The organism is Nocardia sp. NPDC059240 (assembly GCF_042753865.1).
GTDB lineage: Bacteria > Actinomycetota > Actinomycetes > Mycobacteriales > Mycobacteriaceae > Nocardia.
This window is the reverse complement of sequence record NZ_JBHZAC010000004.1, coordinates 570,315-584,398: the sequence shown is the minus strand read 5'-3', so window position 1 is coordinate 584,398 and position 14,084 is coordinate 570,315. Positions and strand designations below refer to the sequence as shown.

Genomic DNA, 14,084 nt, shown 5'->3' with positions numbered 1-14,084 from the left:
CGTGAGTGTTGCCGACGCCGTGCCGAATCTCCTGATCTGCCTGCGGGAGGGCCTCGAGGCCGGACTCGTGGTGACCATCCTGTTGGCCGCCGTCCGGAGACTGTCCACGCCCGAACGACCGGTGTCGACCACCCCGGTCTGGCTGGGCGTGCTCGGGGCCGTATCGGTGGCGGGCAGTTTCGCCGCCGTCCTGACCTACTCGACCGCCGTGCTGACCAGTTCCGCGCGCGCGGCCGTCGCGGGCGTGCTGAGCGTGCTCGCCGTGGGCTTGGTCACCGCGATGATCTTCTGGATGCGGCGCACCGGGGCCACGTTGTCCGGGCAGCTGCGCGGCGAGGTCGCGCGGGCCGCCGGGCTGGGCGCGGGCGTGCTCGCGGTGACGGCCTTCCTGGCCGTCGGGCGTGAAGGGCTCGAGACCACGCTGTTCGTGTGGACGGCCGTCAAGGCGGCCGGGTCGACCGCCGCGCCGCTGGTGGGCGCAGCCCTGGGTCTGATCATCGCGATCGCGCTGTGCTGGTTGCTGTTCCGGCAGTCGGTGCGACTGAATCTCGGCGTCTTCTTCAACCGCACCGCCATCCTGCTGATCATCATTGCCGCGGGCGTGCTCGCCTACGGCCTCGGTGATCTGCAAGAAGCGGGCTGGCTGCCCGGTGCGCGCTGGATCGCCTTCGACCTCACCGCGCACATCGATCCCAACTCGTGGTGGGTCTCGCTGGTCACCGGCATCACCGAGCTGGCACCCAAGATGACCGTGCTGCAGGTGGTGGCGTGGATCGCGTACCTGGCCACGGTGATTCCGCTGTTCATCCGCGCGGGTCGCACCCCGGCCGCCGCCCCGGAGGCCAAGCCCGAACCTGAAGCCGCATCCGAAACCGAGGCCGCACACGCGGACTGGTGGGAGCGGATCGCCGGGCCGCGTCCGGTCCTGGTCGGTGCGACGCTGGTGCTGGTGCCGGTCCTCGCGGCCGGGACTGCCATCGCGCTGCTGCCCTCCGGCGACTCGAACACCACCCGCACGGTCACGGTCACCGCCGATGCCTGTGCCCCCGAATGGACTTCCGCGCACACCGGCACCCAGACCATCTCGGTGCACAACACGTCCGGCAAGTCCGGTGAGATCGATCTGGTCAACGCGGACGGCGCGATCGCCGGTGAGATCGAGAGCATCGGTCCTGCCACCACCGCCGAGCTGACCGCCACCCTGAACCCGGGCACCTACACCTTCGTCTGCCTGATGTCCGGCCGTCCCTCGCTGTCCTCGGCGCGCGTGCAGGTGACCGGTCCACAGGGCGAAGCGCCCGCGGTGTTCAAACCTGCTCGGGTGAGCGAACTTCGCGCGCCCAACGACGCCTATCAGGTGTATGTGCGGCAGGTGCTGGCCCGGCTCACCACCGCGCTCGGCGCGGTCGGCCGGGATGTGCGGGCTCATAATATTCCGGCCGCACAGGCCGATTGGCTGCTCGCGCAGCAGGAGTGGGAGCGGGTCGGCGCGTCCTACAACAGCTTCGGGGATGCGGGCACGGCCGTGGACGGGCTGCCCAACGGCCTGCCCGAGGGCGTCAACGATCCGGGCTTCACCGGCATGCACCGCCTCGAGTACGGGCTGTGGCACGGCCAGGGCCCCGAGCAGCTGCTGCCCGTGCTGGACAAGCTCGGCACCGATATCGCCGCCATCGGCGACAACCTGACCACCAGCGATATCGCCGGTGATCCCACCAAGCTGCCGATCCGCGCCCACGAGATCCTGGAAGACGCACTGCGCGATCACGTTTCGGGCCTCGACGATCAGGGTGCGGGTGCGGCCTACCCGATGACGCTGGCCGATATCGATGTCACCCGCGCGGTGCTCGATCAGCTCGCGGTGCCGCTCGACGATCGCGATCCGCAACTGCGCCCGCAACTCTCGGCCGAGCTCGACCGCCTGCGCACCGCGCTGCTGGCCACCCAGGACAGCGGCCGCTGGCGTGCGCCCGCGCAGACGCCGCCGCAGGCCCGGCAGGCGGTGGCCGCCGCGCTCGGTGCAGCCCTGGAGTCACTGTCCCGGGTGCCGCGCCTGCTGGAAACCAAAGCGAACTGACTCTCGAAAAGGACTGCTCACCATGACTGTCAGCCGCCGCCGATTCCTCTCCGGTGCCGCCGCGGGCGCGGCCGGAACCGCCCTGACCGCGGGCGTGCTCGCCGAGGGTGCCCGAGTGGACGCTGCCGCCGCAGGCACCGGGCCCACGCTGCGTTCGTCCTACCCGTTCCACGGGGAACACCAGGCGGGCATCCTCACGCCCGCGCCCGCCGATCGCCAGAACGCCTCCTGCTTCGCCGCTTTCGATGTGACCGCCGCCAATAAGGCCGAGTTCACCGAGCTGATGAAGACGCTCACCGAGCGTGCCCGCGCGCTGAGTGCCGGTGGCCCGCCGCAGGATCTGGGTCCGAGCTATCCACCCGCCGACAGCGCGGTGCTCGGTCCGGACATCCCGGCCGACGGCCTGACCATCACCACCGGGGTCGGTGCGAGCCTGTTCGATCAGCGTTTCGGGCTGGCCGATCGCAAGCCCGCGCACCTGACTCCGATGCGAATCTTCCCCGACGATTCCCCGGACCCGGCCTGGATGCACGGCGATGTGCTGCTGCAGCTGTGCGGCCACAATCAGGACACGGTGCATCACGCCATCCGCGATATCACCCGCCACACCCGCGGCGGGCTGCAATTGCGCTGGAAGATCCAGGGTTACAACTCGCCACCGCGCCCGTCCGGCACCGGCCGCAACCTGCTGGGTTTCAAGGACGGCACCGCCAACCCGACCGGTAGCAGCGCCTCCGACCTGATCTGGGTCGACGGCACCGACGAACCGGCCTGGACCAAGGGCGGCACCTACCAGGTGGTCCGGCTCATCCGCATGCTGGTGGAATTCTGGGACCGGGTCTCGATCGCCGAGCAGGAGAACATGTTCGGCCGGCGCCGCGAATCCGGCGCGCCCCTGGACGGCAGCAAGGAATTCGACACCCCCAACTACGCCGCCGACCCGGACGCCACGGTCATTCCGAAGGACGCCCATATCCGGCTGGCCAATCCGCGCACGCCCGAGACCGCGAACCAGCAGCTGCTGCGCCGCTCCTACAACTACGACCTCGGTGTCGACGCGAACGGCAATCTCGCCACCGGCCACATCTTCACCTGCTTCCAGCAGGACATCCAGCGCCAGTTCGAGACCATCCAGGAACGGCTGGCCGGTGAGCCGCTCACCGATTACGTGCAGCCTTTCGGTGGCGGCTACTTCTTCGTCCTGCCCGGCGTCACCGACGAAAAGGACTGGTACGCGCGGACATTGCTCAGCTGAGCGTGAAATCCTCCGGATCCGGCTCGGCGAGCATGGATTCCATGTGCGCGCGGTCGAACGGGAGCAGGTCGATCGACCCGCCCTCGGTGAAGTACCAGGAGTTGCAGCCGGTGTTCCACACCGTCGGTCCCATGGCTTCGGCGACCTCGTCCTCGAAGCGCGTCGTGGCGTCCTGGGTGACCTCGACGGTGTCGAATTCGCCCGCGCTCCAGCGCTGGATCCACCGGGTGATGTAGCGCGCGGTCACCTCCGCGGCGTGATGCAGCGGAATCGATCCGGTGGGGGAGTGCGGGCCCAGCACCGTGAACAGGTTGGGGAAGCCCGGAATCGCGGTCATCCGGTAGGCGCGCGGGCCCTTGGCCCAGGCGTCGTCGATCGAGAGGCCGTCGCGGCCCGTCAGATTCATCGGGCGCATGTAGTCGTGGGCGCGGAATCCGGTGGCCAGCACGATCACGTCGACATCGTGGTGGCGGCCGTCGGCGGTGCGGATGCCGGTCGGGGTCACCGCCTCGATGTCGGTGGTGATCAGCTCGGCATTGCGGGCGCGCAGCGCGCGATAGTAGGTGCCCGAGAGCACCTGCCGCTTGCATAGCGGCTCGTAATCGGGGGTGAGTTGCTCGCGCAGCCCCGGTTCGAGGATCTGGGCCCGCAGGCTCAGCCGGGCGTACCCCTGGACCACTCGCCGCCGCCAGCTGGGCCGGGTGACCACATCGGTGAACAGCTTCGCCCCGGTCATGCCCGCCTGGTACAGCGCGCGATTGACCTGCGGCAGCCGGTTCAGCACCGCGCCGACGACGGCGGGCTGCGGAATCTGCATGGGAGCCCAGATCACCCACTGTGGGCTGCGCACGAAATGCGTGATGTGCTCGGCCTTGCGCTGCAGCGCCGAAACCACCTGGACGCCGGTCGATCCCGTGCCGATGACCGCGATCCGCTTACCGTCGGTGGCGAGCGAGTCGTCCCAGCGCGCGGTGTGCACCACCGGGCCGGTGAACTCGGAGAGTCCCGGCAGATCGGGTACGGCCGGATGATGCAGCACGCCGGTCGCGGCGATCACGAAGTCGGCCTCGTAGCGGCTGCCGTCGACGGTCTCGACCGTCCATCCGGTCCCGGTGAAGGTCGTCGCCACCACCTCGGAGTTCACCCGCACGTGTGCCCGCAGTCCGTACTGCTCGACCACGTCGGCCAGGTACCGCTGGATCTCCGGGCCGGGCGCGAACACATGCGACCAGTCCGGCTTCGGCGCGAATCCGAACTGGTACACCTGCGACGGCACGTCGCAGGTCAGCCCCGGGTAGTGGTTCCAATGCCACACCCCGCCCACGTCGGATCCCTTCTCCAGGATCACGAAGTCGTCGAAACCGTTGCGCTGCAAGGTGATAGCACTCGCGATGCCGGACACCCCGGCCCCGATGATCACAATGCGAGGCCGCCGCACCGCAGCACCCATCCCAACCTCCTCGTTGGATACCCTCAGAACTCAAATACTGACGGTATTTGTAACCGGAGGTGATGTCAATCGGCCGGGTCAGGCGGTCAGGACGGTTTGGATGCGGTTGCCGGGGTCGAGGCTGCGGCGCAGCGCCGCCAAGCGGGGGTAGTTGTGCGCGTAGTAGCGCGACAGGGGGTCGCCGGGTTCGAGGTAGTTGGCGTACGCGCCCGCCGAGGCCGGGGCGAAGAGTTTGTGTGCGGCGGTGACCCAGGCCAGCGCGACATCGTGCGAGATCGGTTGGTAGGCGCCCCATTCCACGAGGGCTGCGTGGGATCGCCACGGGAAGGCGGTGGCGTCCGGCGCGGTATCGCGGATCGCGCCGTCGAGGGTGTTGATCTGCACCCAGCCGGTGCCGCCCGCCAGGGAGAAGGTGGTGAGGGCCTCGATGATGCGGTCGATCGCGTCGGGGGTGAGGTCGGTGACGACGTCGGAACCGTTGGTGAAGCTCGCGCGCGGGGAGGTCGGGCTGCCGCCCGCGAGGTAGGTGACGGTGTCCATGTGGTCGAGGGTCTGGGTTTCGACGGTCAGCGGTGAGGTGCCGATCGCGGCGGTGAGGGCCGCGACGGCTGTTCCGCCGGTACCGGCCGGGCAGATCAGTTGCATCCAGCAGTCCAGTGCGCCGTTGCCGTCCGCGTCCACGCTGACATCCGCCCACTGGTCGCGGTCGGCGGTGGCCAGCCAGTTCAGCCAGCCGGAGATGACGCGGGCCGCGCTGTCGCCGGTGAAGGTCAGGCGGACAACGTCTTTCGCCGTGGCCGGGAAGGTGTCGAAGGTGAGGGAGGTGACCACGCCGAACAGCGGGCCGCCGCCGCGCAGGGCCCAGAACAGGTCCGGCCGCGACGTCGCGGAGACCTCGGTGAGCGTGCCGTCGGGCAGGACCAGCGTGGCCGCCGTGAGTCGGTCGCAGGTGACGCCGTAGGCACGGGATTCGAAGCCGAGCCCGCCGCCCAGGGTGAGCCCGGAGATGCCGACGTCCGGGCACATTCCGGTGGGGATGGTCAGATCGTATCGATCGAGTTCGCGATACACCTCGTAGAGGGTGTGACCGGGCCCGACGGTCGCGCGGCCGTCCTCGACGCTCACTCCGGTGAGCCCGCGCACGTCGATGATCAGTGCGCCGGTCGTGGTCGAGACCCCGGCGTAGGAGTGTCCGCCGGAGCGGGCGGCGACCGGCAGGCGGTACTCGGCCGCGAACTTCAGGGCGGCGACCACGTCGCCGGCATCGGCGGCCTGCACGATGGCGGTGGGGGTCGCGGCGTCGAAGCGGGTGTTGAAAACCTGTTTGGCCGCTCCGTAATCGCTGTCCCCGGCCCGGACCACCCGGCCCCGCAGGAGGCGTTCGAGCGCACTCCAATTCGGTTTCTCCCGCCCCGGACCCGAGGAGATCGACACCGGATCGGCACCGGACGTGCCGTCCAGTCCCCATAGGGTCAAGGCGAGTCCCAGTGCGCCGCCGAGGAATTCGCCGCGCGTGAGCCCAGGCCGGCCCGAACCCGATCTTATTGCGCGCATGTGCCCTCCAAGCCGTGTTCTCGCTGGAAAATCCATGTCGGGCAATGGATGCGTGCCTGCCCGGGTCTGTCAATTGTGCCGATGACCTTGCTCGGTTACCTGGCTTCGAGCGTGGCCTAAGGCAACTCACAGGCAACCGTGACCGAACGCGCGGCGAGTCGCCGCTTGCGTCGCGGCGACCGGACCGATCGGTCCGATGAAAGCTCCTACGCGGCAGTAGCTTTCGCCGGTGAGCTTCCTCACCGCAATCGGTGCGCCGTCGGGGGACACAGCTTTACAGCCGGTCATCCGAATGCCATCCGGGTGTCACCGTCCGGGCATGGTCGGTGGTCGAGACTGTTGTCGCACCCGGTGCCGGACGACGAGCCTCCAATCGCCCGGTGTCCGCCTTCGACGCGTCACCTCCGTTCATGCCCTCGCGTCGGCCACGGGATCCGCGGACACCTCCGGTACCGGGTGCACCCCATGCCGCGTGCCCGGAGGTTCCGATGTACGAATCCTGCTGTTCCCCTCACGAATCGGCCCATGTCCTGCGCTCGCGCTACGGGCTCCCGGTGGAGATGTACGCCGATCGCCCGCTGGTCACCGTCGGCGCCGCGATCGAGGCGCTGCACCTCCCCGAAGCACTGGCCGAACGGGTCCGCCTCCGACTGTCCTGGGTGCCGTCGACCCCGATCATCGCCGACCCCCGCAACCGCTTCCGGATCTTCCTGGTCGCACCGCCGCTCCCGTATCACCCGATACCCCCGCGCCTGCGCACCTTCCTGCGTGAACACGGCGTCACCGTCCCGGAGCGCGGTGGCCGAATCATGTTGCCGACCACCGATCGCGCCCCGGGCTGGACCTGGGTCAGCGAGCCCGAACCCGGCGGCCTGCGCCTGCCGCACCGCTCGCTGGTGCTGGCCGCCGTCCGCCTGGCGATCCTGCACGGACCCGCTCGCGTCGACGATCTGACCCAGCTGCCGGTGGCTTGATCACCGGCGATCGCGAGTGGGGACGGGGCAGGCGTCGACGGCGTGCATGACGGTCTGGGGTTCGGTGCAGATGTCGACCACGGCTGACTCCGGTGACCACTCGGATCCGGTGAGCGGCGTCGCGGTATCGAGAACGGCCAGCTCGGCGGGGTCGAAAACGCGTGCGCGGCTGAGGAAGCGGAGGCCTTCGGGGGCCTCGAGGCTGAAGCCGGAGCCGCGGCCGGGGACGGCGTCGAGGACGAGTTGGGTGTGCCGCCAGGCGGCGAATTGCGGGCCGGAGATCCAGACCGGGACCTGATCGTCGGGGGTGGGGGCGGTGGTGGCGAGTTCGCCGGGGGTGAGGCGGAGGTCGAGGACGCCGAGCAGGATGTCTCGGTCGCCGATGATGAAATCGCCTGCGGGATAACACATCGGGGCGGAGCCGTCGCAGCAGCCGCCGGACTGGTGCAGCAGTAGCGGGCCGTGCGTGGCGCGGAGGCGACGGAGCAGGTCCATCGCCTCCGCGGTGATGCGCACGCGCCGCGGGACAGCGGGCGTGGGCGACATCAGAAGAAGCCCTGGGCCTTCTGGGCGTAGCCGACGAGCAGGTTCTTGGTCTGCTGGTAGTGGTCGAGCATCATGCGGTGGTTCTCGCGGCCGATGCCGGACTGCTTGTAACCGCCGAACGCCGCGTGCGCGGGGTACTGGTGGTAGGTGTTGGTCCAGACCCGCCCGGCCTGGATGTCCCGGCCTGCGCGGTACGCGGTTTCGCCGTCGCGCGACCAGACGCCCGCGCCGAGACCGTAAAGGGTGTCGTTGGCGATCTTGATGGCGTCGGCGTAATCGTCGAACGAGGTCACCGAGACGACCGGGCCGAAGATCTCCTCCTGGAAGATACGCATGGAGTTGTCGCCGGTGAAGATGGTGGGCGCCACGTAGTAGCCGCCCGACAGGTCGCCGCCGAGGTCCACGGGCTCGCCGCCGGTGAGCAGCTTCGCGCCCTCGCCCTTGCCGATCTCGATGTAGGACAGGATCTTCTCGAACTGGTCGTTGCTGGCCTGCGCGCCGATCATGGTGTCGGTGTCGAGCGGATTGCCCTGGCGCACAAGCTCGGTGCGGGCCACCGCGCGGGCCAGGAACTCGTCGTAGATGTCGGCCTGGATGAGCGCGCGCGACGGGCAGGTGCACACCTCGCCCTGGTTGAGCGCGAACATGGTGAAGCCTTCGAGGGCCTTGTCGGTGAAACCGTCCTCGGCCGCAAGGACATCGGAGAAGAAGATATTGGGGCTCTTGCCGCCGAGTTCCAGGGTGACCGGGATCAGGTTCTGCGACGCGTACTGCATGATGAGCCGCCCGGTGGTGGTCTCCCCGGTGAAGGCGATCTTGCGGATGCGCGGGCTGGAGGCCAGCGGCTTGCCCGCCTCGACGCCGAAGCCGTTGACGATATTGACCACGCCCGGCGGCAGCAGATCCGCGATGAGCTCCATCAGGAACAGGATCGAGGCCGGCGTCTGCTCGGCGGGCTTGAGCACCACCGCGTTTCCGGCCGCCAGCGCCGGGGCCAGCTTCCAGATGGCCATCAGGATGGGGAAGTTCCACGGAATGATCTGCCCGACCACGCCGAGCGGCTCGTGGAAGTGATAGGCGACGGTGTCGGCGTCGATCTCGGAGAGCGAACCTTCCTGTGCGCGTACGGCTCCCGCGAAGTAGCGCAGGTGGTCGATGGCGAGGGGGATGTCGGCGGCGAGCGATTCGCGGATCGGCTTGCCGTTGTCCCAGGTCTCGGCGAGCGCGAGCGCCTCGAGATGCTGCTCGATCCGGTCGGCGATCTTGTTGAGGATGCCCGCGCGCTCGGCGACGGGGGTCTTGCCCCAGGCGGGCGCGGCGGCATGCGCGGCGTCGAGGGCCAGCTCGATGTCTTCGGCGGTGCCCCGGGCGATTTCGCAGAAGGTCTGTCCGGTGACCGGGGTGGGATTCTCGAAGTACTGCCCCTTGACAGGTGCGACCCACTGACCGCCGATCCAGTTGTCGTACCGGGACCGATAGGACATGACGGCATCCGGGCTGCCGGGGCGGGCGAAGACGGGCACGGGAACTCCTCGTGACGGCGGATATGCGGCTGGTGTGATCCACGACACTACGAGCGGGCCTGTTGCAGCACCGTTGCAAGAAACTGGTCAGATGCCCAGTCGCTGATTGTGCAGCCGGACCTGTTCCCGCACTTGGGGATACAGTGCGGAACCGGTGTCCAGGGCGTTCAAGTAGGCGGCCCAGGCGGCGGTGTCGTCCCGCCCGTCGGGAGATCCGGTCCAGCGCGACAGCAGCCGCCAGTCCCGCGACCGCAGCAGCGTGGCGCGCAAGCGGCCGCGTACCTCGGCGCGAATCTCGTTGATACCCGGCGAGGTCGAGCGTGGCAGCAGTGCGCCCGGGTACGCGCGCAGCGCGGCATGCAGATCGCCGCGATCGAGCGCGCCCACCACATCGCGTGCGTCGGTGCCGAGTTCGGTCAGCAGCCGGTACGGGCGCGAGCCGATGACGTTCGCGCCCAGCAGTTTCCGTAGCCGCGACAGCTCGGCCCGCACCGTCACCGGGTCGAGCTCGGCTTCGTCGAGCAACAGTGCGAGATGGTCCGCGCTCAATCCCTCCGGATGCTCGCCCAGCAGCATCAGGATCTCGGCGTGCCGCTGCGACAACGGGATTCGCTCGCCGTCGCGGATCAGCGCGGGGCGGCGCGCGCCCAGCGCCTCGAGCCGGATGGGCTCGCCGGAGTGCGGTCCGGCCGGATCGAGCAGATGCAACCGCAACTCGGCCTCGGCCGCGCTGACCGTGGCCCGGATCAGCGAGAGCGCCTCGGGCGCGGCGACACTGGGCCCGCCGGTGATATCGATCGCGCCGATGATCTGCCCGCTGCCCGGATCGTGCACGGGGGCGGCCGAACAACTCCACTCGTGCACGACGCGGCTGAAGTGCTCGGCCGCGAAGATCTGCACCGGATGATCGAGCGCCAGCGCGGTGCCCGGGGCATTGGTGCCGACACGGTCCTCGCTCCAGTTCGCGCCCTCGGTGAAGCCGATACCGTCCGCACGGGCCTTGACCGTCGGATCGCCCTCCACCCACAGCAGCCGTCCCGCCGCGTCGCTGATCGCGACCACCAGCCCGGAATCGGCGGCATCCTCGACGAGGAGTTTCCGCACCACCGGGCGGATCAATGAGATCGGTTGCGCCGCACGATAACTGCGCAGCTCCCGGAGATCGATCTCCACGGCCGGGTCGCAGCCGTCCGGATCGATGCCGCTGCCGCGACTGCGCCGCCAGGAATCCAGCACCACCGACCGCACCGGCCAGCCGAAACCCTGCTCGGGGCTGTCGAGGAAGGACCGATGCGCCGAGGACACACGCTTGGCCAGCCGTGCGACATCCTCGCCCGGCCGCACGGCCATCCATGGATTGCGCTGCGCTGCGGTGCTCATCGGTGCCCTCGGGTTCTCTCTTCTCGCCACTGTAGCTCTGCGACCGGACGGCCGGTTCGGGATTCCGGTGTCGCCACAAAAGTAGAATGTGTTCTATTTCTGCCGGAGGGGCGCGAGGATCGTGGAAATCGCGGAGTTGCTGGTTCGGTCGCGGGAATTGCTGGATTCCGCGCTGGAACAGCTGGGCGGTGCGGGCGACGCCGCGGCGCGCGTGACGCCCCAGCAGGACTGGGGCACGACATTGGAGCAGCGCCTGCGCGAGGTGCGCGAGGGGGTGGTGCTGGCGATCTCCGATCCGATTCACGCGCGCTCGGAATACTCCGGCGCGGAGAAACTGATCAGCGGGCTGATCGAGGACGGCAAGCAGGTGCAGGTCCTGATGTCGGCCCGCTATGTCGACGATTACGGCCTGGAGTCGCTGCTGAACAATCGCGCCCTCGGCGACCGAATCCGGGTCGCCGAGGCCGAATTTCACAACACCATGGTCATCGACCGCCGCGTGGCCGTGCTCTGGACCCGGGTCGAGGGCCGGCCTCGGGCGTACTTCGCCAGTGACTACACCCTGATGGGGGCCATCTACCAGTTCGTCACCCAGACCTGGGCGACCGCGCTGCCGCTGCGCGACTACGTCGCCCTGCGCGGGCGGGAGTTCGACAGCCTGGCCGTCGAGGTCTTGCGTCTGCTCAACGACGGGTTGACCGATGAGGTTGCGGCCCGCCGTCTTTCGGTGTCCACGCGCACCTACCGGCGTTGTATCGCCGACCTCATGGTGCGGTTGAACGTCTCGACCCGATTCCAATTGGGCTCTCGGGCAGCGGAGTTGGGCTTGTTGAAGGATCCGCCGTCAGCGCGGTGAGCGCACCAGCTCGGGGTGCGCGGCGGCATGCTGCTTGGCGGCCGGATAGTTGGCCTTGCCGCTGGGCTGGCGCATCATCTGCTCGACGACCCAATATCCGCGCGGCGCTTTGTAACCCGCGACCTTCGTGCGGACATGCGCGTCGAGTTCTGCCAGGTCGAGTTCGGTGTGCTCGCGGGGCTGCACCAGGGCCGCGACGGAGTTGCCGAATCGTTCGTTCGCGACGCCGATCACCAAGGCGTCGAACACATCCGGATGCGATTTGAGCGCACCCTCGACTTCTTCGGGGAACACCTTCTCACCACCGGTATTGATGCATTCGGAGCCACGTCCGAGCAGGGTGACGGTGCCGTCCGCCTCGTACCGCGCGTAGTCGCCCGGCACCACGTATCGCACTCCCTCGATCTCGACGAAGATGGTCGCGGACTTCGCCGGATCCTTGTAGTAGCCCAGCGGCACATGCCCGCGTCGCGCCATCCGCCCGATCGCGCCCGGCCTGGGCTCCACCAGTTTTCCGTCGTCATCGATGAGCGCGGCCTGCGCGCTGTAGTTCACCCGTGGGCCCTGCGAGTGGTCGGAGTCCTTGCCCACCACCGCGAGTCCTGTACTACCGCTCTCCGACGAACCGATCACGTCGGTGATGAACACGTTGGGGAACAGCTCCACGTACTGCTGCTTGAGGCCCTGCGAGAACAAGGCCGCATGGCTGCAGAAGGCCCACAGGGACGAGACGTCATAGTCGTCGGCCCGGTAGGCATCCAGCAGCGGCTTGGCCATGGCATCGCCGACCACGGTGAGCGCGTTGACCTTTTCGCGTTCCACGGTCTGCCACACCAGCTCGGCGTCGAACTGGGGGATGAACACGACGGTGCCGCCGGAGTTGAGCCCCATGAACGTGGCCCACTGCGCCGCACCGTGGATCAGCGGCGAAAGCGGCGCCATCACAATCCCATTCGGCGCGGAGGTGGCATTGTCGGCCAGTTCCCATTCGTCGGCCACGTATTCGCCGGTGACGTGGTTGATGCCGCCGCCGAGCGAGCGCCAGATGTCCTCGTGCGTCCACATGACGCCCTTCGGATACCCGGTGGTGCCGCCGGTATAGAGGATGTAGAGGTCATCGGAGGCGCGTTCCCCGAAATCGCGCACCACGGACTGCCCGGCCCGCGCGTCGTCGTAATCGATCCCGCCGAATCGCGAGTAGTCCTTGCCGCTGCCGTCCTCGACCACGATGAGCTCGGTCAACGCCGGTGTGGCAGGCACGACCTCGGCCACGGTATCGGCATACCCCCGCTCGAACACCAGCGCCTTCAGATCCGCGTTGTCGACGAGGTAGCGCACCTCCTCGGCCACGTACCGGTAGTTCACCGACACCGACACCGCCCGCAACTTGTAGGCGGCGATCATCGCCTCGAGCGCCTCGATCGAATTACGCGAGAAGACCCCGACATGATCCCCCTTCCCGATCCCCCGCGAAGCCAGATAGTGCGCCAACTGATTCGCCCGCTCATCGAGCTCCCGATAGGTAACCCGCCGCCCCTCGCACACCACCGCCGTCCGCTCGGGCACCGCGTCCACCGCATGCTCGAACAGGTCTGCAACATTGAAAGCCATGCGGCAAAACTAGATTCGCCCTCGGACCGGAACAACGAAAGTCCCGGCCGACAATTGGCAGAAAGCTGCCAACCCAGCACCGCCCGCAGCCCCGGGACTTCTCCTGGGATCATGGACGGATGGGTAGCGAGCCGGTGGCCGGGGTGCGTCGGGTGCGATTCGGGAATGCGGAGTTGTCGGCTGATCCGGAGCGGCCAGGTGGGTGGTTATTGCGGGTCGACGGTATTGCGCAGTCGTATGTCGATTTGGATGATCCGTCGTATCTCGAGCTCGAATACCTGCGGTACATGGGGTATGTCGTCGATGCGGTGGAACCGTTCGACCGGCCGTTGGACGTGGTGCACATCGGTGGTGGCGGTGGCACCTTTCCCCGTTATCTGTCCGCCGTCCGTCCCGGGTCCCGGCATCTGATCATCGAGGCGGATGCTGCCCTGGCCGAGTTCGTCGACGAACGCCTCGGGCTGCGCGCGGTTCCCGGTGTGGATCTTCGAATCGGCGACGGTCTGACCGAACTCGCCACTCTCCCCGACGCTTCCGCCGATCTGCTGGTGGCCGATGCCTTCGAGGGACTGCGCATGGCCGCGGGCATCACCGGTCCCGTGTTCACCGCCCAAGCCGCCCGAGTCCTCCGCCCCGACGGCATCTACCTGGTGAACCTGGTCGGCACCCGCCACCACCTGGACGAGATCCGCGCGAGCTTCCCCTACCGGGTGCTCCTCGACGGCGACGTCTTCGCCGGCTACATCGGCAACCAGGTCCTCGCCGCCAGCCGTATCCCCCTGCCCCTCGACGCCTTGCACAGGCGAACAGACCAGGAGATGCCACCCGTTCGCGTGGCTCCCGACCCCTCCCGATGAG

At 68.4% G+C, this 14,084-nt stretch carries 11 protein-coding genes; 5 read left to right on the top strand and 6 right to left on the bottom strand.

Going from position 1 to position 14,084, the window contains the following annotated elements; genetic code table 11:
- Position 1: 1 nt before the first annotated feature.
- Entirely contained in the window at positions 2-2,077 is a 2,076-nt protein-coding gene (gene efeU, locus ACFXHA_RS17430) for an iron uptake transporter permease EfeU (RefSeq protein WP_379357750.1), read from the top strand.
- 22 nt (positions 2,078-2,099) lie between these two features.
- Entirely contained in the window at positions 2,100-3,332 is a 1,233-nt protein-coding gene (gene efeB, locus ACFXHA_RS17425) for an iron uptake transporter deferrochelatase/peroxidase subunit (protein ID WP_379357748.1), read from the top strand.
- Here the strand turns inward: efeB and ACFXHA_RS17420 are convergent.
- Both ACFXHA_RS17420 and ACFXHA_RS17415 read right to left on the bottom strand, forming a co-directional pair.
- On the bottom strand, positions 3,325-4,782 hold the full coding sequence (locus ACFXHA_RS17420; RefSeq protein WP_379357746.1) for a flavin-containing monooxygenase: 1,458 nt from the start codon (positions 4,780-4,782) through the stop codon (positions 3,325-3,327). The genes efeB and ACFXHA_RS17420 overlap by 8 nt on opposite strands.
- A 78-nt stretch (positions 4,783-4,860) precedes the next feature.
- Positions 4,861-6,336, bottom strand: coding sequence for an FAD-binding oxidoreductase (locus ACFXHA_RS17415; protein WP_379357744.1), 1,476 nt, complete (start codon positions 6,334-6,336; stop codon positions 4,861-4,863).
- A 554-nt stretch (positions 6,337-6,890) separates the two neighbouring features.
- On the opposite strand from ACFXHA_RS17415, the gene ACFXHA_RS17410 reads away from it, so the two are divergent.
- Entirely contained in the window at positions 6,891-7,310 is a 420-nt protein-coding gene (locus tag ACFXHA_RS17410) for a hypothetical protein (protein ID WP_379357742.1), read from the top strand.
- Here the strand turns inward: ACFXHA_RS17410 and ACFXHA_RS17405 are convergent, their stop codons facing one another.
- From ACFXHA_RS17405 to ACFXHA_RS17395, 3 genes are all read right to left on the bottom strand, one after another.
- Positions 7,311-7,856 (bottom strand): DUF779 domain-containing protein, encoded by a 546-nt coding sequence (locus tag ACFXHA_RS17405; RefSeq protein ID WP_379357740.1) that lies wholly within the window; start codon positions 7,854-7,856, stop codon positions 7,311-7,313. It lies immediately after the preceding gene.
- On the bottom strand, positions 7,856-9,379 hold the full coding sequence (gene adh, locus ACFXHA_RS17400) for an aldehyde dehydrogenase (RefSeq protein ID WP_379357738.1): 1,524 nt from the start codon (positions 9,377-9,379) through the stop codon (positions 7,856-7,858). The genes ACFXHA_RS17405 and adh overlap by 1 nt, the downstream gene beginning before the upstream one ends.
- An 87-nt stretch (positions 9,380-9,466) precedes the next feature.
- A complete protein-coding gene (locus tag ACFXHA_RS17395) occupies positions 9,467-10,759 on the bottom strand; it encodes a transcriptional regulator (protein ID WP_379357736.1) in 1,293 nt (430 codons plus the stop codon).
- A 121-nt stretch (positions 10,760-10,880) separates the two neighbouring features.
- Between ACFXHA_RS17395 and ACFXHA_RS17390 the strand changes: the two genes are divergently transcribed.
- A complete protein-coding gene (locus ACFXHA_RS17390; RefSeq protein WP_379357734.1) occupies positions 10,881-11,615 on the top strand; it encodes a hypothetical protein in 735 nt (244 codons plus the stop codon).
- On the opposite strand, the gene ACFXHA_RS17385 is transcribed toward ACFXHA_RS17390, so the two are convergent.
- The gene (locus tag ACFXHA_RS17385) at positions 11,604-13,226 is read right to left on the bottom strand and encodes an acyl-CoA synthetase (RefSeq protein WP_379357732.1); all 1,623 of its coding nucleotides are present in this window, start codon (positions 13,224-13,226) and stop codon (positions 11,604-11,606) included. The genes ACFXHA_RS17390 and ACFXHA_RS17385 overlap by 12 nt on opposite strands.
- 119 nt (positions 13,227-13,345) lie before the next feature.
- On the opposite strand from ACFXHA_RS17385, the gene ACFXHA_RS17380 reads away from it, so the two are divergent.
- On the top strand, positions 13,346-14,083 hold the full coding sequence (locus tag ACFXHA_RS17380) for a spermidine synthase (protein WP_379357730.1): 738 nt from the start codon (positions 13,346-13,348) through the stop codon (positions 14,081-14,083).
- Position 14,084: the final 1 nt, after the last annotated feature.

What these genes read in the sequence shown, in the direction of transcription:
- efeB (WP_379357748.1), top strand. Translation starts at nt 2,100, where the DNA reads ATGACTGTCAGCCGCCGCCGATTCCTCTCCGGTGCCGCCGCGGGCGCG.
- ACFXHA_RS17420 (WP_379357746.1), bottom strand. Translation starts at nt 4,782, where the DNA reads ATGGGTGCTGCGGTGCGGCGGCCTCGCATTGTGATCATCGGGGCCGGG.
- ACFXHA_RS17415 (WP_379357744.1), bottom strand. Translation starts at nt 6,336, where the DNA reads ATGCGCGCAATAAGATCGGGTTCGGGCCGGCCTGGGCTCACGCGCGGC.
- ACFXHA_RS17405 (WP_379357740.1), bottom strand. Translation starts at nt 7,856, where the DNA reads ATGTCGCCCACGCCCGCTGTCCCGCGGCGCGTGCGCATCACCGCGGAG.
- ACFXHA_RS17395 (WP_379357736.1), bottom strand. Translation starts at nt 10,759, where the DNA reads ATGAGCACCGCAGCGCAGCGCAATCCATGGATGGCCGTGCGGCCGGGC.
- ACFXHA_RS17385 (WP_379357732.1), bottom strand. Translation starts at nt 13,226, where the DNA reads ATGGCTTTCAATGTTGCAGACCTGTTCGAGCATGCGGTGGACGCGGTG.
- ACFXHA_RS17380 (WP_379357730.1), top strand. Translation starts at nt 13,346, where the DNA reads ATGGGTAGCGAGCCGGTGGCCGGGGTGCGTCGGGTGCGATTCGGGAAT.